Genomic DNA, 18,514 nt, shown 5'->3' with positions numbered 1-18,514 from the left:
ATACTTTATTTTATAATTTGGCCTCTGCGACCTCTATAGGAAAAACATGCAAGAACAAGACACCAAACCATGGTACAAACAATTTTGGCCTTGGTTTTTAATCGCTATCCCACTATCTTCCCTAATTGTTGGTTCACAGGTTATTCGCCTTGCAACCGATGGTACTAATTCTTTGGTAGTTGATGACTACTATAAAGAAGGTAAAACAATTAATTCTCGTTTGGATAAAATCGAAGCTGCTAAAGCGTTAAATATTACAACCGAATTGAGCGTATTTGATAACCAAATTTCACTGCAATTTTTAAGCGGTGCACCCGAATCAGGTGAAGCACTTAAATTAGACTTTTTCCACGCTACCCTTGAAGCTAAAGATTTTGCTGTGTTTTTAACACAGGATGCATCGGGTGTTTATCGCTATAGCGACACGCTCGATGTAGATGGTAAATGGCGAATTCGTTTAACACCTATTGATGAAAGTTGGAAAATACAGCAAATGGTTAACCTGCCGCAACAACAAGCATTTGCATTTAATCCTTAAGGTCTGTTGAGTCGATGAGTATTACAATAGCACCTGGCGCTTGTTTCCATTGTGGGCTGCCAAATACTGAAGGTGCAAAATATCCTGTCATTATTGCCGGGCAAACCCATAATATGTGTTGTCCGGGCTGCCAAGCTGTAGCCCAAGCTATTGTTGATAATGGTTTGCAAAATTATTATGACTTTAGAACCGAACCTGCCGCCAAGGGTGATTCAGCACTTGATAATACACTTTCAAAGCTTGCCGTTTACGACGAGCCTGAGTTACAAGATGAATTTGTATATGACGACGGCAATCAAAACCAAATTCAATTAACGGTAGAGGGAATCACTTGCGCTGCCTGTGGTTGGTTAATTGAAAAACAGTTAGCGAAACTGCCCGGTGTTAAACAAGTATCAGTAAATGTGTCGGCTCGCCGGGCCAGCGTCAGTTGGGATGCTAGCGCAGTTAAATTGTCAGCTATTTTATCTCGCCTCAAAAGCATAGGCTATGAATCCCTTCCCTTTCAATCTGATACCCATGAAGCCTCTTATAAGAAAGAATATAAAACGTATTTAAAAAAGCTGGGTTTGGCGGGGATTATGACCATGCAAGTGATGATGCTTGCAATGGGGCAATATTTCGATATTTTAGGCAATATTGATGAAGACGCGGTTGCCTATTTTAATGCGGTAAGTTTGCTGCTAACCACCCCCGTTGTGCTTTATTCTGGAAGCGTATTTTACATAGGAGCAGTGAAAGCTATTCAAGCACGGACCGTGAATATGGATGTGCCTGTTACTATCGCTATTTTAGCTACCTATATAGCAGGGCTTTTTGCTGTGAACAACAATGGTGGAGAAGTATATTTTGAATCCATATGTATGTTTATATTCTTTTTATTGATTAGCCGCTTTTTAGAACATCGTTCGCGCCACAAAGCATCTCAAATTTCTGCCAACATGCACAAACTCATTCCCGCAACGGCGTATAAACTTGAAAATAATGAGTGGGTGTCAGTACTTGCAAAACTCGTTAACAAAGGCGATGTTGTGATGGTTAAAGCGGGAGAATCAGTCCCTGTTGATGGACACATCCTAGAAGGGAAAAGCACTTTTGATGAAAGCATGCTAACCGGCGAATTTAACCCTGTTACCAAATCAAATTCTGACATGGTTTATGCGGGTTCGTTAAATCAGCAAGGTACTGTTATCATTAAGGTAAGCGCAGGTGTGAAGCATGCGATGATGACACAAATTTTACGATTACAAGAAATGGCAATGGCGAACAAGCCTCATGTTGCTGCTGTAGCCGATGCATTATCTCGTTATTTTGTGAGTGCAGTATTGTTCATCGCACTGGCGACTTATTTATATTGGAACAATCAAGGAAATGAAGATGCTTTTTGGTACAGCATTTCGGTATTAGTAGCAACCTGCCCTTGCGCTTTAGGGCTAGCAACACCTAGCGCGCTCACCTGTGCCATGGCAAAGTTAAACAAATTAGGCGTGTTATTAAAACGGGCTGATGCACTTGAGCAGCTTACTGTGACTAGCGATATTGTTTTTGATAAAACGGGCACCTTAACCCAAGGTAAATTTTCAATAAGTAAACAATGGCTAAAACCCGCGTATATTGAAAATTCACACAACGGCAATATTGAAGAAGCTGAGTTGCATGTGTTAGCCATTGCCAAGTTAATTGAATCACATTCTGAACATCCAATAGCCTTAGCTTTTGATCATGGTGAAACTATTAGTGATTTGCTAGTAAGTGACGTAAACATTGACATAGGTAAAGGCATAAGTGCAATAGTGGCCGGCCAGCAATGTAAAATAGGTACGGCAAATTACGCTACAAGTACCTTAAGTGAAACCGATAGCAAGAATGCTTATGGTGCAAATGTTCTACTGAGCATAAACGAAGAAATTATTGCGGCTTTTTGGTTAAGCGACACATTGCATAAGGATGCAAAGGAGATTGTTAATAAGCTCAAGGGGAACGACTTAACAATATTAAGTGGCGATCTGCAAATTAATGTAGAAGCGGTGGCAAATAATGTGGGTATTAGCAACGCGGTTGGCGAAAAATCGCCCGAGGGCAAGCTAAACTACATTAAACAATTACAACAAGAAGGTAAGCGCGTGTTAATGTTGGGCGATGGAATTAACGACGCACCGGTTTTAGCTGCTGCAGATGTTTCTATTGCTGTGGGGAATGCTTCTGATCTGGCCAAGAATGCCGCCGATATTGTATTGCTTAATCCTAAATTAAATGCACTTGTAGACTTGCTAAAAATGGCAAAATTAACCAAGCGCAAAATCAAACAAAATATTGCATGGGCCTTATCGTATAATGTATTGGTATTGCCATTTGCTGTTATGGGCCTTTTAACGCCTTGGCAAGCAGCTTTGGGAATGTCTTTAAGTTCTATCATTGTAGTGTATAACTCTACTCGTCTATTGCGCTAGTTAACAAGAAGAAAAAGTAATGAGTATAATTTATGTGTTGATTCCACTAGCCATTATAATAGTTGCTATAGCTATAGCGGTATTTTTCTGGGCGGTTAAATCGAATCAATTTGATGATTTAGAAAGACAGGGCTACAGTATTTTATTTGATGATGACCTTAAAGAAAGCCCTACGCCAGAAACAGACAAACTAGAAGAAAATAGTAGTACTCACAAAAGTGATTGAATTTAGTTACGTATCTGCTTTTCTAGTTGGCTTAGCTGGCGGTGTACACTGCATAGGAATGTGTGGCGGCATTGCTGGCGCATTTACCTTTGCCATACCTAAAGGAGCGTCTCAATCCCCTTATTTGCTAGCGTATAACGTGGGTCGCATTTTAGCCTACTCAATTGCAGGCGGTATTACTGGTTATTTAGGCAGTATTTTTAGTAATTCATTAGCATCGGGCTTAGCCATCTTGCAAGTGTTAAGCATTGGTTTTTTATTATTATTAGCCCTTTACATTAGCGACCTATACAAGGGCTTATCTGCTCTTGAAAAAGCCGGCGGAACACTTTGGAGAAAGGTTGCGCCATTAGGCAAAAAGTTAATTCCATTTAAGAGCCCTTTTCATACCATTGCTTATGGTTTTATTTGGGGATGGCTACCATGCGGTTTAGTTTACTCGGCTTTATCGTGGAGTTTAGCTTCTGGCAATGCAATACAAGGCGCGCTATTTATGTTTAGTTTTGGCTTGGGTACCTTGCCAGCACTGCTTGCATCTAGCGTGGGTGCAAGTTTCCTATTGCCTCTTTTGCAACATAAACGAACGCGCCAAATAATCGCATTATTGCTATTTGTTTTTGCAATGTTTTTGACCTTTAGTCTATTTGGTAGTATAAATTAGCTTGGATTTTATTATATGAAAGAGTCTTCATGAGCAAAGGAACCGAACTATCTATACACTGCCAAAGCTGCAGTTTTAGCCATTTATGTTTACCGGTTAGCCTAAGCAAGAACGAACTTGAGTCATTAGACGATATTATTGAACGTAAACGCCCTCTTCATAAACATGATAAGTTAGTGAATGCAGGTGATAAATTCACCTCATTGTTTGCGGTTCGTTCAGGTTCTTTTAAGTCTTATATTAGCGACAAAGACGGCGTTGAACAGGTCATTGGCTTTCATTTTCCTGGCGATATTATAGGCTTTGATGCCCTGCGAGACGACGTACATCAAAGCTATTCTCAAGCATTAGAAACAGCAATGGTTTGCGAGCTTCCTTACGAAACGCTTGAGCAAGTTTCAAATGATTACCCCAAGCTTAGACAACAAATTATGCGTTTTATGAGCGCTGAAATTAAGAACGATCATGACCTAATGATGTTGTTAAGCAAAAGAAGCGCTGAAGAACGCTTATTGCATTTTTTGAATCATTTGTCAGAGCGCTTTGATGAAAGAGGTTATTCTTCGAAGCAATTTAACTTGTCAATGACAAGAAACGAAATTGGCAATTATTTAGGTTTAACGGTTGAAACTATTTCTAGATTGCTGACTCGCTTTCAAAAAGAAGGCTTGATTGGCGTTGAAGGGAAGTTAATCACTATTTTAGACTTTGATGCAGTTCAGCAACGTATTCCTGAAAATGAATTATCGGTTAGAGCTATTTAACAAATCTATTTATTACCTTTCTTATTGATCTCAAACAAAGTGGTTGAATGCATTATTTAAGCACTTTGTTTATATTTACTATGAATATAAAACTGGAGATCAAACATGTCTGCCTACCAAAAGATATTAGTCGTTATTAACCCTCACTCTGATAATCAGGACGCATTATATCGCGGCGTCTTTTTAGCAGAAAAGTTTAACTGCCAATTAGTGTTAGCTAGCGCTGTTTACGACAGCAGTTATGACATGCCTAAATTATTGAATTCAAACCAGCGTGAACTTCTAAAACAACGAGTGCTTGATGCTCAACATGAACGCTTACAAGAGTATGCCAGTCCATTTTCTCAATTAAGCAATGTACTATACAAAGTTGTATGGCATAAACACTTTCACAGAGGCATAGTTAAATTAGCCAAAACAGAAAATGTAGACTTGATCATAAAAGCCGCCAAGAATCACGATAAGTTATCACAACGTTTATTCACACCCAGTGATTGGCATATATTACGGCACAGTCATGCTAACGTGCTTATGGTTAAACATCATGAGATGCCTGAGGGCGGTAATATTGTTTGCGCAATAAGTTTAGAAGATAAAGACGAGCAACATGAATGTTTAAGTGATGAGGTTAGCTTAGCTGCAAACGCTTTTGCCAAAGTAATGGCCGGGCAGCTTTGTATAAGCAACTCATTTATAGGCGCGCCTGTTCACATAAGTATTGAAGTTCCGCAGTTTGATCCCCAAACCTACAACAGCAATGTTGAGCTCAGACGCAAAAATTTGATAAACAAACTATGCGATAAACATGCATTAAATAATACAAAACATTACGTTATGGAAGGTTTACCTGAAGATACTATCCCTCAACTATGTTCACAGCTTAACGCTGAGCTATTAGTATTGGGTTCAGTTGGACGAAAAGGCATAAAAGCAGCATTATTAGGTAATACCGCTGAACACATTATTGATAAAATAGGATGCGACACTTTGGTGGTTAAACCTAAAACCCCATAGATGTAAGCCTTTAAGATGGTAATAGCGAGGCAAGGTGCGGTATAATTGCCTCGTTTTTATTAATCATGTGTAAACTATGTCAGCCAAATCAAAATCCACTTACAATTTCAATAAACTACAAAAGCGTATACGACGCGAAACAGGCAAAGCCATCATCGACTTCAATATGATTGAAGATGGTGACAAAATAATGGTTTGTTTATCAGGCGGTAAAGATAGCTATACCATGCTTGATGTACTAATGTATTTTCAACGAATAGCCCCTATTCACTTTTCAATTATTGCGGTGAATTTAGACCAAAAGCAACCTGGCTTTCCTGAACACGTTCTGCCCAATTATTTAGATGCCCTTAATGTTGAATACAAAATTGTAGAAGAAGACACGTATTCGATTGTTATGGACAAAATTCCAGAGGGCAAAACAACGTGTTCGTTATGCTCTCGCTTACGTCGTGGAATTTTGTATAAAACCGCCAAGCAATTAGGCGCAACTAAAATAGCCTTAGGCCATCACCGTGACGATATACTTGAAACTATGTTTTTAAACATGTTTTACGGCGGAAAACTAAAAGGAATGCCGGCAAAGTTAGTCAGCGACAATGGTGAACACGTGGTTATTCGACCTTTAGCTTACTGTACCGAAGCTGATATTCAAAAGTATTCTAATGAACTTGCCTTCCCTATTATTCCATGTAATTTATGTGGCTCGCAGGAAAACTTGCAAAGAAAAAATATCAAACTCATGCTACAAGATTGGCAGAAACGCTTTCCAGGGCGCATTGAATCAATGTTCAGAGCTATGCAAAACATTACTCCTTCACATATGTTAGATAAAGAATTGTTCGACTTTGCAGGCCTAAATAAAGATACTAAATTAGATGGTGAAGGCGATATAGCTTTTGATTCCCCAGAAATAAAGCTTAACGAATCGTATAACGATGACAACACCGAACATTTAAGCATCGTAGAATTAAAATAACTTTTAAACGCAGGAAATAGCAACGTGAAAATTGGTTTAGCACTTGGTGCAGGAGCTGCAAGAGGATGGGCTCATATTGGTATTATAAGAGCACTAGAAGAGTTAGGCGTGAAAATTGATGTTGTTGCTGGCTGCTCTATTGGCGCATATGTTGGCGCGGCTTACGCTAGTGGAAAATTAGATGAGCTTGAAACATGGGCTTACAGTTTATCTGAATGGCAAGTATTTAGTTTGTTGGGCATTGGATTTCGTCGCGGGGGTTTAGCCAGCGGACAGAAAGTGTTTGAAAAACACAAAGCAGAATTTTGCCCTGCTACCTTCGAAGAAATGAACCTCCCTTTTGCTGCTGTAGCAACTGACCTGTACTCAGGCAAAGAAGTTGTATTTAACTCAGGAGAGGTGATGGACGCCATACAAGCCTCATGCGCTATACCTGCCCTATTCCCGCCCATTGAACACGAAGGTCGCTGGTTGGTTGACGGCGCAGTAGTTAATCCTGTTCCGGTCAATCAATGTAGGCAACTAGGCGCAGATTTTGTGATAGCAGTAAACTTAAGCGCCGATTTTAGGCCACAGCTCATAGAAAAGTTTGAAATAGACCACGAATTGAACCAGAAAAAGACCGACAATTTATTAAGTAAGGCCCCGGGTGGTATTGTAAAACAATGGTTTTCACCAGACCCAAAACCGAATAAAAAGCAGGCACCAGGTATAATGAGCGTTATGAGTGGTGCACTAGAAATTCTGCAGGCCAGAGTGACTCGCTCTCGATTAGCCGGCGATCCACCTGATCTTCTTATTGAACCCATGCTACGTGATGTAGGTTTACTAGAATTTCAACGCGCCGAAGAGTTATCTAAAAAAGGGAATGAAGCTGTACAAAGGATCGCGCAACAAATTAAGTATCAGTTGAACCTAGAAATATTGAAAGAAGCCGAGGAAAAGAGCCCTGCCGTTGAGCCAAGTTAAACGCGTAAAGTGAAGCGCTGAGTTGTATCAAGCGCTTCGTTCCTCGAAATAGCTTTCAGTAGTTGCAATCCTAATCGATTCAATTTATTTCTGTAGCAGCAGGTACGGCAGTTCTCAATCAAATACCATCTAATACTTTTCGGGCATATTATGCTAAATGATTTATTCTTTTGTTACCGCAATTATTCGGCTTGGCGCAACAGGTAAATTGAGTGTGTTTAGAGATTCAATCGCGCTTTCATTTAAAAATAAGTTCCCTTCAACTATTTGTAGGCCATTATCTAAGGTTTGGTCTTCTAAGGAACTTGGAAATACCAAAGTGATGCCCGTAACTGATGGCATCATAAATGACAAAAATCCGCCCATCTTGTCGAAAAAGGTTTCGTATTGAGTAAGTAATTTTATAAGGTCATTTTGCGAGTATTGGCGTTTCAAATATTCAGGCTTAGTTTCTAATTGCACTGACATATCACATACATTTGAGGCCTGTTCCAATTCTACTATAACCAATGCTTTAGCTAAGTTTAAGGCACGTTCAGAAGGAACAGTAAAACGATTCTCTTCACTTACTTTAAGAGGGATTTGTTTTTTCTCTGTACTAATTCTGGCTTCCTTTACACCACATAAATCTTTTGTGTGTATGTTTAAAAACCCAAACGCAAATTGAAGAGCATCCATTTCTTCCTTATCAAGTTGCTTCACATGGCTATAAAAGCTTTTATATTCCACTGATAAGATTTCGGCGTTTGCACTATTACCAAGCCCTAGTACTAAGCCCACATAAACGAAACAATACAAAGGTTTCAAAAATTTCATAACGCTATGAGTTCCTTATTAATTCTAATCATTTGTCGTAATTCTTTCACGTAATCTTCGCCCCGCTCAGAGTATTTAAGTAAACCGCCTGCCATGGCGTTCGCAGTAATTGGCTTTTGATTACTCCTTAACTGGTAGCGAATGGCACGCATATCGGAGTAAGCAGGATGACGGTTTAAATTGCGCATATAAGAATACATTGCACTTGATAAATCGGTAAATTTAGCCACTTCATGGCTGGCATCTTCATTCCTGCGGCTAGGCACAAATCCACATCCCTTTTTAAAACACCATAGTCCAAAAAAGTTATACCCTTTTTGCGCAAACCTTGATGTCCCCCAAGCTGATTCATTGGCAGCTTGAACTAATACTAACTCAGATGGAATAATGTCAATTTTACGAAGTAGTTCTTGGTACATATCAGATTTGTCTTGGTTTGTTTCGACTCTGTATTCTTTAGTAAGCCATTTTAATTCTTCAATCTGATAATCTGATAGCCTCTCACCGCTTGCTTCTTTGGCTTGGTACCCAAGTATTTCTTGCCTTATTAGCTTTATATAGTCGTTTTGCGCTTTAACTGCCGGGGCTAAATAATTAAAGAATGCTTTTTTCTTTTCTTTGACTTGCTTGTATTCTGAGAATTTAGGGACGGGTTCGTAAGCGTTTTCAACCGACGGAATGGATGTAACTATGCTTTTTTTAGGGAGCATAAATATGATAACTAACACAACGGCTATTACTACCAGCATTGTGACTAAAATGATTTTTGCTTTATGCATCAAAAACTCCGGTTTCACCAACGTTTGATTCTTTAGTGCTTTCTATTGAATCTTTTTCTTTTTCACAAAATAAATCTTGGTACAAAATCGCCTTTACGTTGAAGTAAAACGGCCCAACCCATAAGTAAGCGAATCCAAAGCTTAATAACACGGGAATAAACATTACAATAAATATTGCATATAGCATTAGCATTTTAGGTAAGTATTTGTTTACCATTTTGACAGAAACAATAATCGCGCTAAATGGTCGCATTTTTTTGTCAGTAATAAGTGGTAATGCAAATGTAGTAGCGGTGAAAATATAGAACCCCGGCAATACATATAATGACAAGCCCAAAGTGAATGTTATTGAAAGTATTACTGAAGCAGCTGCCAACACTATAATTTGCTTATAAAAATAGAATGCATCACTCATATTTACTTTTAAGCCACGATAAGAATTAATAGCAAGCATGGCAACGCCAGCCCAAAGCGGCGCCAGTAGGCAAGTAATGGTGAGTTCAATAGTGGCTTGCTGGGAAACGATTAAGGGGTTGTTCTCAGTAATCAAATCTTCAATATTGGTAATGCCGTATGCATCTATAAATATGAAGTAAATAGCAAAAGTCACTAAAATAATACAAATTAAAACCTGAGCTAGAGTCCAGTTATTGCGTTTAGACAATTCGAGCGCTCTAGACAAAATTTGCTTAATGTCAAAATTATAGGGCGTTTGCATGCCTGGAGGTAAATTGTGTTTATTGGTATTGCTCATAGCCGGCTACTGCAGCTCCTACTTCATAATTCATTACAGGTATTTTACGTAATTTTAAACATTTTTGTTTAAGTAAATAGTAAAAGAATTGCCATAGTGATTAAAACAAGGCCCATAAATCTGTCAAACCAATATCCATGGGTTTGGTAAGCTTTTCTTATTTTTTTTATATTGCTCACATATGAGACAAAGCAAAACCAAACAAGTGTGGCTAATGCTAAATAAAGGCCGTAAAAAATTTTTGCGTGTAAACTGCTTGAAGCTGGAATAGCGACGGTAAACAAGGCTAAAAAAAATAAGGTCGCTTTGGGGTTTAAACCATTTGTAAGAAAGCCCAACATAAATGATTTATACCACTTACTACTTGTTAGCACCGCCTCTGACTCATCATTTTTAGTATCATCATTAGTAGGCGCCTTACTTTTAAGCGCCGAAAACCCAATATATATAAAATAAGCCGCTGCAATATACAGCAATGTACTAAATAGCCAAGGGGTTGTTTTTATCAACAGGCTTATACCTAAAACAGAATATGTTACATGTAAAAGGATACCCATCGATATACCAAAACTTGTCCACAACGCAGGTTTTAAACCCTTTTGAAGCCCTTGTTTTAGTACCACCGCAAAATCGGGGCCGGGGCTAACAACAGCAACAAAATGCATAAGAGCAATCGCTGCCCAAACTGAGTAATTAATATCCATTTACAACCTAATTATTGTTTTATACTTCTATGGGCAATGAATTATCAGCCCCCCATTCAGACCAAGAGCCGTCGTATACATATAAAGACCTAAATCCAAGCATATACGCGGCTTGAGCAAGTATGCACGCTGTTATACCGCTACCACAACTAAAAACTAAGTCTTTTCCTTGGTAAGGCGCAAAATAGCTAGACAATAGCGTTACACCCTTGAATTCAAAATTGCTCGTTTGCAAATCAGCATAGTGTAATGAAAAACTAGATGGAATGTGTCCACTCCTAAGCCCTTCTTTCTGTTCTGGTAGCTTTGCATTAAATCTAGCTAGGCTACGTGCATCAATAATAGCCGTATTTGCTGGTTTATTATTAACAATATTTAGTACAAACAATTGGTCAACAAACTGAAAATCGTTACACGGCTTAGCGAAGTATTTGTTTGTTTCTAGTTTACGTGAACATGTTTTGTGTAAAGGGTATGCAAGTCTCATCCATTGGTGCAAGCCGCCATCTAAAACAGAAACATTTTCGTGCCCTATAGTTTTAAACATAAACCAAACTCTAGACGCATAAAAATTGCCGTGGTCATCATAAATTATAATGTTATGTTTATTGCTAATACCAAGCTCACCTAAGCGTTGCGCAAAATCATCTGCATTTAGCATTGTGCTAGAAAGCTCAGATTTCTGATCTGAAAAAGTTGTTTCTAAATCAAAATATACAGAGCCAGGTATATACAAATTGGGCGACTGCAAAACTAAGGGAGATTTTTGACCCGGCCCATTACCCTCTTTCGTAGTAAATAGTATGACGGTATTTGAGTTATTTAACGATGCAATTGGCTCTTGCGTACCTATAAGCTCAAACAAAGATTCGGCAGATATAATACTCATGAACAGGGGCTTTATATAAAGAAAGATAGTACTTGATTATACAAGTAAATGAGCTTTGGGAAAGTGTATATTTTATTTATACTTAAGCTAAGGACTAACTTAAGGTCTTGCTTTAATTAAAGAAGTAGTTGGTGCCCGGGGCCGGACTTGAACCGGCACACCATTACTGGCGAGGGATTTTAAATCCCTTGTGTCTACCAATTTCACCACCCGGGCACATTACTACTTATTCTAACGCTTTTTCACTTTATTTACACTAACAAGCTTAACTGCTAATGGAGGCGGAACCCGGAGTCGAACCGAGATCCACGGATTTGCAATCCGCTGCATAGCCATTCTGCCATTCCGCCGCAAAAACTTGCTAACGCTTCAGATTGCAAGCGTTACACACTTCAGACAATCTAAGAAAGATTGGAGCGGGAAACGAGATTCGAACTCGCGACCCCGACCTTGGCAAGGTCGTGCTCTACCAACTGAGCTATTCCCGCTCTGAAATGTGGGGTGAATTTTACATGCAAATCAAAAGCTGTCAACCACATTTCTTATTAAAAGTTACTGTTCAGTCAAAATTTGAACAAATCGCCTTAAAAGTAGCACTTTATCTACTTATTTTTGCTGTAAAAGAGTTTTCCATGCCGCACTTGTGTACACAACCATAGACCAAATAGACAAAACGGCTGCGAAATAAAGCAATATTTTTCCTAAAGTCACCCAATAAATTGGAAAACCCATAAAATATTCTAATCCTGAAAGTAAACCAATTAAAGCCAGCATTTGTGCCATTGTTTTTGCTTTACCAATAAAACTCACTTTTACTAAACTAGACGCCCCTATTCCCGACATCCACTCTCGTAGTGCCGACACATAAATTTCTCTTACTAATAAAATAATGGCTGGGACGGTAATCCAAATTGATGAATACGAATGAGTAATCATAAGCAAAGCGGTGGCAACAATGAGTTTGTCAGCTACTGGGTCTAGAAACGCGCCAAATGGACTTGATTGTTGTAGGCGTCTAGCCAAATAACCATCAAACCAATCGGTAATAGCCGCTAACCAAAAAATGAATGCGCCTAATTCATGTGCCCATTTCCAATCTAAAAAATAAACGGTAACGAAAACAGGAATAAGTAGCACCCTGAAAATGGTAATAATATTGGGGATAGTCCAGATCACAACAGCATAATTCTCTTACGTAAATTAATGGAAAACATCATAACAGAACACACACTTATATAAATGTAATTTTAGGCGTGTAGATGGTCGTAAATGATGTCGGCTAAGTCTTCACTAATACCAGGTACTTTCGCTATTTCAGATTTACTTGCCTTTTTAAGCCCATGTAAACCCCCTGTATATTTTAACAAGCTTTGACGCTTTTTCGGTCCAATCCCTGGAATACCTTCCAAGGGAGATGTCATTTTGACTTTTTGGCGTCTATTTCGATGGCTACTTATAGCAAATCTATGGGACTCATCTCTAATATGTTGCACTAAATGTAAACCGGGTGAGTCAGACTCCACCGCAACGGTCTCGTGGCTGAATGCCCATATTAAGGTTTCTAAACCCGGCTTTCGGGTGGTTCCTTTCGCTACCCCAATAATCATAGGCTTTTTGTCATCAGGCCAATCCTTAAAGTGCTCTTCGGCTTGCGAAAGTTGCCCTTTGCCGCCGTCAATTAACAATAAATCAGGAATTTTTGCATCGTCATTTGCTTTCTTGTAGCGCCGTTTTAAAACCTGTGCCATGGCTGCGTAGTCATCCCCTGGCGTAATTCCTTCAATGTTAAACAAACGGTAGTCTGACTTTAAAGGGCCGTTACGATCAAACACCACACACGACGCTACGGTTTGCTGGCCCGATGTATGCGAAATATCAAAACATTCCATGCGTTTAATTGGCTCATCAACCATAAGTAGTTTTTCTAAATGCGTGAAGCGCGCAAAAATGGATTTTTGTTGATTCAATTGCGTTTCTAGGGAATTTTGCGCGTTTTTATTCGCTATTTGAAGATACTGCCTTTTTTCGTCTCGCACACCTTCAAAAAACTTGGTGCGGCGATTAGCCTCTTTACTTAATACTTCTTCAACCGTCAGCATGTCTTCGAATTTCAGGGGAAGGACTATTTGCTTCGGAATAAGTTTATTACCCGACAAATAAAACTGTAAAACAAAAGATCGTAATACCTCTTCATCAGTACTATTTTTGGGTATTTTGGGGAAGAATGCTTTAGAGCCCAATACTTGGCTATCTCGAATAAATATTGCAAAAATGCACGCTACGCCATGTTTAAAAGCAAAACCAAAAACATCTAACTCATCTTGGGTTCCGGCTACAAATTGCTGTTCTTGTACTTTACGAAGGGCGCTAATTTGATCACGATACTGCGCAGCACCTTCAAAATTAAGTGACTCACTGGCTTTTTCCATTTTCTCAACTAATGTACTTATAACCTGTGAATTTTTACCTCTTAAAAACATACCTGCTAAACGCACTTGCTCGTTATATTCATCATCAGTTACATACCCTTCAACGCAGGGAGCTGAGCAACGCTTCATTTGATATTGTAAACACGGCCTTGAGCGGGCTCTGTAATAACTATCCTCACATTGGCGAATAGGAAAAATCTTTTGCATAGAGCGTAAGCTTTCACGAACCGACCACGCACTAGGATATGGGCCGAAGTATTCGCCCTTCTTTTTCTTTGGGCCACGGTGAAAACTCAATCGAGGGTGTTCATGTTCTGAAATTAAAATAAAGGGATATGATTTATCATCTCGAAGTACTACATTATATCTAGGACGATATTTCTTGATGTAGTTGTTCTCAAGCAAGAAAGCTTCAGTTTCACTGGAAACTATTGTTACATCCATTTTGGCAATATTAGCCACTAATGAACGCGTTTTAGCTTCTTCTACTGTTTTACGAAAATAGCTTGATACACGTTTTTTAAGATTTTTAGCCTTACCCACATAAATAACTTTGTCGGCTTGGTCATACATTCTATAAACCCCTGCTTGATTCGTCAGGTGTTTTAAGAACTCTGTATGATCGAAAGGCGTTATTTCAGGCATCTTGTTTAATTAGTTTGATACAATTAATTTATGTCGAAGCGCTAAATGAGTAAGTTCAACATCGGTAGCAATGTTAAGTTTGTCAAACATTCTATATCTATAAGTATTTACTGTTTTAGCACTTATATTTAAGTGTTTTGCTATATCAGGCACTTTTACACCACGCGTAAGCATCATGGTAATTTCTAGTTCGCGATCAGATAACTGTTCAAAAGGATTGTCAGAGTTTAGATCTAAGTGCCCTATCGCAATTTGTTGAGCAATATCAGGTGAAACATATTTTTGGCCAGACTGCACTTTATAAATAGCATCTATCATTTCTGAAGGCTCGGCATCTTTGGTTAGAAATCCAAATGCACCAGCTTGCATAATTTTAGAGGGTATGGGATTTTCTTTGTGCATTGAAACACAAATAACTCGGGCGCTATCACATACCTTAGCAAGTTTACGTGTTGCTTCTAAGCCCCCTATCCCAGGCATAGAAACATCCATCAACACAATATCAGGGGAATGACGACGGCAAAACTCAACAGCCTCTTCACCACAATCGGCTTCAGCCACAACCTTAAAATCTTTTACATCATTAAGAATTCTAACAATGCCTGTTCTTACGAGATCATGGTCATCTACTACTAAAATTTTGATCATGTCAAAATAGCCTGCTAACTGCTTACCTATAGTGTGCTATAAGTAAATGATTATTATTATATGTTTTAGTTATCATACAATGATTACGCAGATTGAGCTATATTTTTTGAAAATCCTAGACTTTTAGCTAGTTGTAATTTGTAAAGTTAAAGTGCTTTAGCTACTTGATATTGTTCTCAAAGGCAGAAACGAAAAAGGCTCAGCGTTAGCTGAGCCTTTGAATGTGGCGGAGAGTGAGGGATTCGAACCCCCGGAAGGTTTGACCCTTCGTCTGATTTCAAGTCAGGTGCATTCAACCGGACTCTGCCAACTCTCCTTAAGTGGTGCGCATAATAGATACGTATCGCTCGTTTGTAAAGTCCTTCTTTCAAAAAAATTCGTATTTATGGTTCAAGCGCAGAATTTTTAAACAAAGTTTACAGTTTATAAGAAATAAACACCAAAAAATCTTGAAATATGGAACTAAACACCCTACTAATACACATAGTAATAGTATACTAAATCACACTGATTTAAATTGGAGAGTAAAATGGAAAGACGTACTTTGTATTCTAGTGCGAGCAACACCTCGGCAATAGAAATAAATAAGGTGCTTCGCAATACCTACATGTTATTAGCATTAACAATAGGCTTTAGTGCAATCACCGCAACAATCACTTCTATGATGAACATAGGCATGATTGGTTATTTTGCAATGATCATTGGTGCCTTTATAAGTTTATTTATAGTGCAGAAAAAAGCAGACTCATCAGCAGGCTTAATTTGGGTGTTTGTTTTCACCGGTTTGATTGGTGGTTCTATTGGCCCTGTTATTAGTATGTATTTAGCTAATGGCGCAGGCCACCTGGTAGCCCAAGCTTTAGGCGCAACAGCGGTTGTATTCTTTAGTTTGTCAGCCTACGCGCTTGTATCGAAGAAAGACTTCAGCTTTATGGGCGGGTTTTTGATGGTAGGAATGGTAGTTGCCCTATTAGCAATTGTTGCTAATATCTTCTTCCAAATGCCGGCAATATCACTTGCTATAAATGCGGTAATTATTTTTATCATGTCGGGTTTCATATTGTTTGACACTAGCCGTGTTATTCACGGTGGTGAAACAAACTATATTAGAGCAACCGTTAGCTTATACTTGAGCATATACAACATCTTTATGTCTATTCTTTCTATATTGAATATTACTGAAGACTAATACCTGCGAAAAAGTTTAATAAACGCCCCTACCATTGGGGCGTTTTTGTTTTATACTCATACATATTGAGTAACCCTTTAATTCATTCCTAAACTACATATGCCAACATCCTTTACCGTGATGGTAACTAAAAGCCCATTTGATTCTCGTAACGTTGAAAACGCGATCACTTTTTGCCGAGCTGCAATCAACAGTGGGCACAAAATTAATCAAGTGTTTTTCTATCAAGCGGGTGTGCAGTGCGCATCAAGTTTATTAGAACCAAATAGTGATGAAATTAATACTCGCCAAGCATGGCTTGAATTACATAATAAGCACGGCATTAATTTAAATGTATGCACTACGGCTGGCAGCCGCCGTGGTGTTGTAGCAATTGATTCAAGCCCATCAACACAAACATTTAGTCCAAACATTGAAGCTCCTTTTACGGCAGTAGGCTTAAGCGCCTATTTTGAAGCCTTAGCTGATGGTGGAGTAAATATACAATTATGACGCCTTATATTCTGATTCAAAGCACCCGCGCCCCCTACTCTAGCAGTGCCGCAGTAGACGCCTACGAGGCAGCATTAGCGGCAAGTAACCTTGGCTTGCGTGTGAAGTATGTTTTTGTTGATAAGGGCATTCATCAACTCAATGTTAATCAACAAGGACAGCTTATATCACATAAAAATATGGCAAAAAAGCTTAGCGCACTTCCCCTATTTGATGTAGAAGAGCTATACGCGCTTTCATCAAACAATATAGCCAAAGAAGACCTAGTGTTAAGCGATGATATTGAATTTATTGACCACGCCGCATTTGTTTCTTTATGTGAAAATGCGTCTCAAATATTGATGTTTTAACTCATGCTTATTCAAATATTAACTGATGATTTGCGCCCCTTACAACAGTATGAAAGTTATGAAGGCCCGGTTATTTTATTGCAAGATGCTGTATACGTGGCTAAAGAAATTAAAGTAAGTTACCCCGGCTTTGACGTGTATATGCTTGAATCGGAGTTTTTAGCAAGCGGTATTAAAACAAGTGATTATTACAATATAATTCAACCTGAACAGTGGGTTGAATTATGCGCTAATTTTAATCCAGTATTAACCATTCAATAAGAACAAGGCAGCATTTCGTATTATGACTAATCATTCCCCCTTAATTGTAGACGGACAAGTGTTAGAAACTGACAAAGAAGGATACTTGACTGATTTTACACAATGGTCTGATACAGTTGCTCAAGCAATAGCCAACAAAGAAGAAATTGAAATGACGGAAGAACGCTGGCAAGTAGTACACTTTGTTCGCGATTTTTACGAAAAATATGACACCAGCCCAGCTATTCGCGCTTTAGTAAAGGCAATGCAAAATGAATATGGGCCAGAAAAAGGCAATAGCCGATATTTGTATAGGCTCTTTCCAAAAGGTGCGGCTAAAATTGCGACAAAGCTAGCTGGTTTGCCCAAACCCAAAAAATGTTTATAAGTTTAGCGTAAATGCTTTTACTTAAGTGGCTCGTACAGAGTTGTTTTAAGTACCTACTTAGGTAATATCACTTAATTACCGAATGCTATAACGCCCAAAGCAGCGGTGTGAAGCATCCGCTGACTTTGGTTGCTATATATTAATTATTGCATCGAACTTAAGCCAAACAAATTGCCTTCAGTATCTAAACATACGCTTACAAATCCATACTCGCCAATAGACATCTTCGAGTTAATAACTTTCCCTCCTGCGTCTTTAACCCGAGACTCTTCAACAGCGCAATTCTCAACACCAAAATAGACAATTGTGCCTCCAGTGACAGGCTTTACTCCCTCTCTTTTTACCAGGGCACCACCCGCACCATAAGACTCCATATCAGTCAGAAAACCCTTCATAATGACGGTGGTGTCTGTAGGGTCAGATATCGTTTCAAATTCTCTCTGAAGCACTACTTTGTAGAAAGTCTCTGCTCTCTCCATGTCGTTCACGTAAATATCAAACCAACCCACTGCATTTTGTTTCATGCTGTTATCCTCTATGCGTTTAAGTTGACAACAATATAAAATATGTTCACCAGCCAGTATTGTACA

General features: G+C 38.8%; 22 protein-coding genes and 4 tRNA genes. 13 read left to right on the top strand and 13 right to left on the bottom strand.

All coding sequences use genetic code 11. The annotated features are described in order from the left end of the window. Positions 1-46: 46 nt before the first annotated feature. From ACOI22_RS02540 to rssA, 8 genes are all read left to right on the top strand, one after another. Entirely contained in the window at positions 47-538 is a 492-nt protein-coding gene (locus tag ACOI22_RS02540) for a FixH family protein (RefSeq protein ID WP_420669882.1), read from the top strand. Positions 539-552: 14 nt separating this feature from the next. Continuing rightward, positions 553-2,988, top strand: coding sequence for a heavy metal translocating P-type ATPase (locus ACOI22_RS02535; RefSeq protein WP_420669879.1), 2,436 nt, complete (start codon positions 553-555; stop codon positions 2,986-2,988). Positions 2,989-3,007: 19 nt separating this feature from the next. Then, positions 3,008-3,214 carry a cbb3-type cytochrome oxidase assembly protein CcoS gene (ccoS, locus tag ACOI22_RS02530; protein ID WP_420669877.1) on the top strand — a complete coding sequence of 69 codons (207 nt, stop codon included), beginning with the start codon at positions 3,008-3,010 and terminating at the stop codon, positions 3,212-3,214. Next, positions 3,207-3,875 carry a sulfite exporter TauE/SafE family protein gene (locus ACOI22_RS02525; protein ID WP_420669875.1) on the top strand — a complete coding sequence of 223 codons (669 nt, stop codon included), beginning with the start codon at positions 3,207-3,209 and terminating at the stop codon, positions 3,873-3,875. The genes ccoS and ACOI22_RS02525 overlap by 8 nt, the downstream gene beginning before the upstream one ends. Positions 3,876-3,904: 29 nt before the next feature. After that, complete coding sequence (gene fnr, locus ACOI22_RS02520; RefSeq protein ID WP_420669873.1) at positions 3,905-4,639, top strand: fumarate/nitrate reduction transcriptional regulator Fnr; 735 nt, start codon at positions 3,905-3,907, stop codon at positions 4,637-4,639. A gap of 105 nt (positions 4,640-4,744) precedes the next feature. Then, the gene (gene uspE, locus ACOI22_RS02515; protein WP_420669871.1) at positions 4,745-5,653 is read left to right on the top strand and encodes a universal stress protein UspE; all 909 of its coding nucleotides are present in this window, start codon (positions 4,745-4,747) and stop codon (positions 5,651-5,653) included. Between the two features lie 76 nt (positions 5,654-5,729). Then, positions 5,730-6,632 carry a tRNA 2-thiocytidine(32) synthetase TtcA gene (gene ttcA / locus ACOI22_RS02510; RefSeq protein WP_420669869.1) on the top strand — a complete coding sequence of 301 codons (903 nt, stop codon included), beginning with the start codon at positions 5,730-5,732 and terminating at the stop codon, positions 6,630-6,632. Positions 6,633-6,656: 24 nt separating this feature from the next. Further along, on the top strand, positions 6,657-7,601 hold the full coding sequence (gene rssA, locus ACOI22_RS02505) for a patatin-like phospholipase RssA (RefSeq protein ID WP_420669867.1): 945 nt from the start codon (positions 6,657-6,659) through the stop codon (positions 7,599-7,601). Positions 7,602-7,763: 162 nt separating this feature from the next. Here rssA and ACOI22_RS02500 read toward each other — a convergent pair whose 3' ends face one another. The 12 genes from ACOI22_RS02500 to ACOI22_RS02445 all read right to left on the bottom strand — a co-directional run bounded on the left by ACOI22_RS02500 (position 7,764) and on the right by ACOI22_RS02445 (position 15,581). Beyond that, positions 7,764-8,417, bottom strand: a complete 654-nt coding sequence (locus ACOI22_RS02500; RefSeq protein ID WP_420669865.1) for a DUF2987 domain-containing protein — start codon at positions 8,415-8,417, stop codon at positions 7,764-7,766. Beyond that, the gene (locus ACOI22_RS02495; protein WP_420669863.1) at positions 8,414-9,196 is read right to left on the bottom strand and encodes a glucosaminidase domain-containing protein; all 783 of its coding nucleotides are present in this window, start codon (positions 9,194-9,196) and stop codon (positions 8,414-8,416) included. Before ACOI22_RS02495 ends, ACOI22_RS02500 begins: the two co-directional genes overlap by 4 nt. After that, on the bottom strand, positions 9,189-9,950 hold the full coding sequence (locus ACOI22_RS02490; protein ID WP_420669861.1) for a hypothetical protein: 762 nt from the start codon (positions 9,948-9,950) through the stop codon (positions 9,189-9,191). The genes ACOI22_RS02495 and ACOI22_RS02490 overlap by 8 nt, the downstream gene beginning before the upstream one ends. 68 nt (positions 9,951-10,018) lie before the next feature. Continuing rightward, positions 10,019-10,654: a LysE family translocator gene (locus ACOI22_RS02485; RefSeq protein ID WP_420669859.1), complete on the bottom strand. Its 636-nt coding sequence runs from the start codon at positions 10,652-10,654 to the stop codon at positions 10,019-10,021. 19 nt (positions 10,655-10,673) lie between these two features. Continuing rightward, a complete protein-coding gene (locus tag ACOI22_RS02480; protein WP_420669857.1) occupies positions 10,674-11,543 on the bottom strand; it encodes a sulfurtransferase in 870 nt (289 codons plus the stop codon). Between the two features lie 129 nt (positions 11,544-11,672). Next, a tRNA-Leu gene (locus tag ACOI22_RS02475) sits at positions 11,673-11,759 on the bottom strand. 60 nt (positions 11,760-11,819) lie between these two features. Then, positions 11,820-11,893, bottom strand: a tRNA-Cys gene (locus tag ACOI22_RS02470). A gap of 62 nt (positions 11,894-11,955) precedes the next feature. Then, positions 11,956-12,031: transfer RNA gene (locus ACOI22_RS02465), tRNA-Gly, on the bottom strand. Between the two features lie 118 nt (positions 12,032-12,149). After that, entirely contained in the window at positions 12,150-12,716 is a 567-nt protein-coding gene (pgsA, locus tag ACOI22_RS02460) for a CDP-diacylglycerol--glycerol-3-phosphate 3-phosphatidyltransferase (protein WP_420672299.1), read from the bottom strand. A gap of 74 nt (positions 12,717-12,790) precedes the next feature. Beyond that, on the bottom strand, positions 12,791-14,617 hold the full coding sequence (gene uvrC, locus ACOI22_RS02455) for an excinuclease ABC subunit UvrC (protein WP_420669855.1): 1,827 nt from the start codon (positions 14,615-14,617) through the stop codon (positions 12,791-12,793). Between the two features lie 9 nt (positions 14,618-14,626). Beyond that, entirely contained in the window at positions 14,627-15,265 is a 639-nt protein-coding gene (gene uvrY, locus ACOI22_RS02450) for a UvrY/SirA/GacA family response regulator transcription factor (RefSeq protein WP_420669853.1), read from the bottom strand. 224 nt (positions 15,266-15,489) lie between these two features. After that, positions 15,490-15,581: transfer RNA gene (locus tag ACOI22_RS02445), tRNA-Ser, on the bottom strand. A gap of 213 nt (positions 15,582-15,794) precedes the next feature. Between ACOI22_RS02445 and ACOI22_RS02440 the strand changes: the two genes are divergently transcribed. The 5 genes from ACOI22_RS02440 to ACOI22_RS02420 all read left to right on the top strand — a co-directional run bounded on the left by ACOI22_RS02440 (position 15,795) and on the right by ACOI22_RS02420 (position 17,924). Beyond that, complete coding sequence (locus ACOI22_RS02440; protein WP_420669851.1) at positions 15,795-16,454, top strand: Bax inhibitor-1/YccA family protein; 660 nt, start codon at positions 15,795-15,797, stop codon at positions 16,452-16,454. A gap of 99 nt (positions 16,455-16,553) precedes the next feature. Further along, entirely contained in the window at positions 16,554-16,946 is a 393-nt protein-coding gene (tusD, locus tag ACOI22_RS02435; RefSeq protein WP_420669849.1) for a sulfurtransferase complex subunit TusD, read from the top strand. Further along, positions 16,943-17,296, top strand: coding sequence for a DsrE family protein (locus ACOI22_RS02430; protein WP_420669847.1), 354 nt, complete (start codon positions 16,943-16,945; stop codon positions 17,294-17,296). The genes tusD and ACOI22_RS02430 overlap by 4 nt, the downstream gene beginning before the upstream one ends. A 3-nt stretch (positions 17,297-17,299) precedes the next feature. Beyond that, positions 17,300-17,557, top strand: coding sequence for a hypothetical protein (locus ACOI22_RS02425; protein ID WP_420669845.1), 258 nt, complete (start codon positions 17,300-17,302; stop codon positions 17,555-17,557). A 22-nt stretch (positions 17,558-17,579) separates the two neighbouring features. Beyond that, positions 17,580-17,924, top strand: a complete 345-nt coding sequence (locus tag ACOI22_RS02420; RefSeq protein WP_420669843.1) for a TusE/DsrC/DsvC family sulfur relay protein — start codon at positions 17,580-17,582, stop codon at positions 17,922-17,924. Positions 17,925-18,067: 143 nt separating this feature from the next. On the opposite strand, the gene ACOI22_RS02415 is transcribed toward ACOI22_RS02420, so the two are convergent. After that, positions 18,068-18,448 (bottom strand): VOC family protein, encoded by a 381-nt coding sequence (locus ACOI22_RS02415; RefSeq protein WP_420669841.1) that lies wholly within the window; start codon positions 18,446-18,448, stop codon positions 18,068-18,070. Between the last annotated feature and the right edge of the window lie 66 nt (positions 18,449-18,514).

Source organism: Glaciecola sp. 2405UD65-10, from assembly GCF_048820975.1.
GTDB lineage: Bacteria > Pseudomonadota > Gammaproteobacteria > Enterobacterales > Alteromonadaceae > Glaciecola.
Note: the sequence above shows the minus strand (reverse complement) of the source record. Positions and strands in the feature narration are given on the sequence as shown.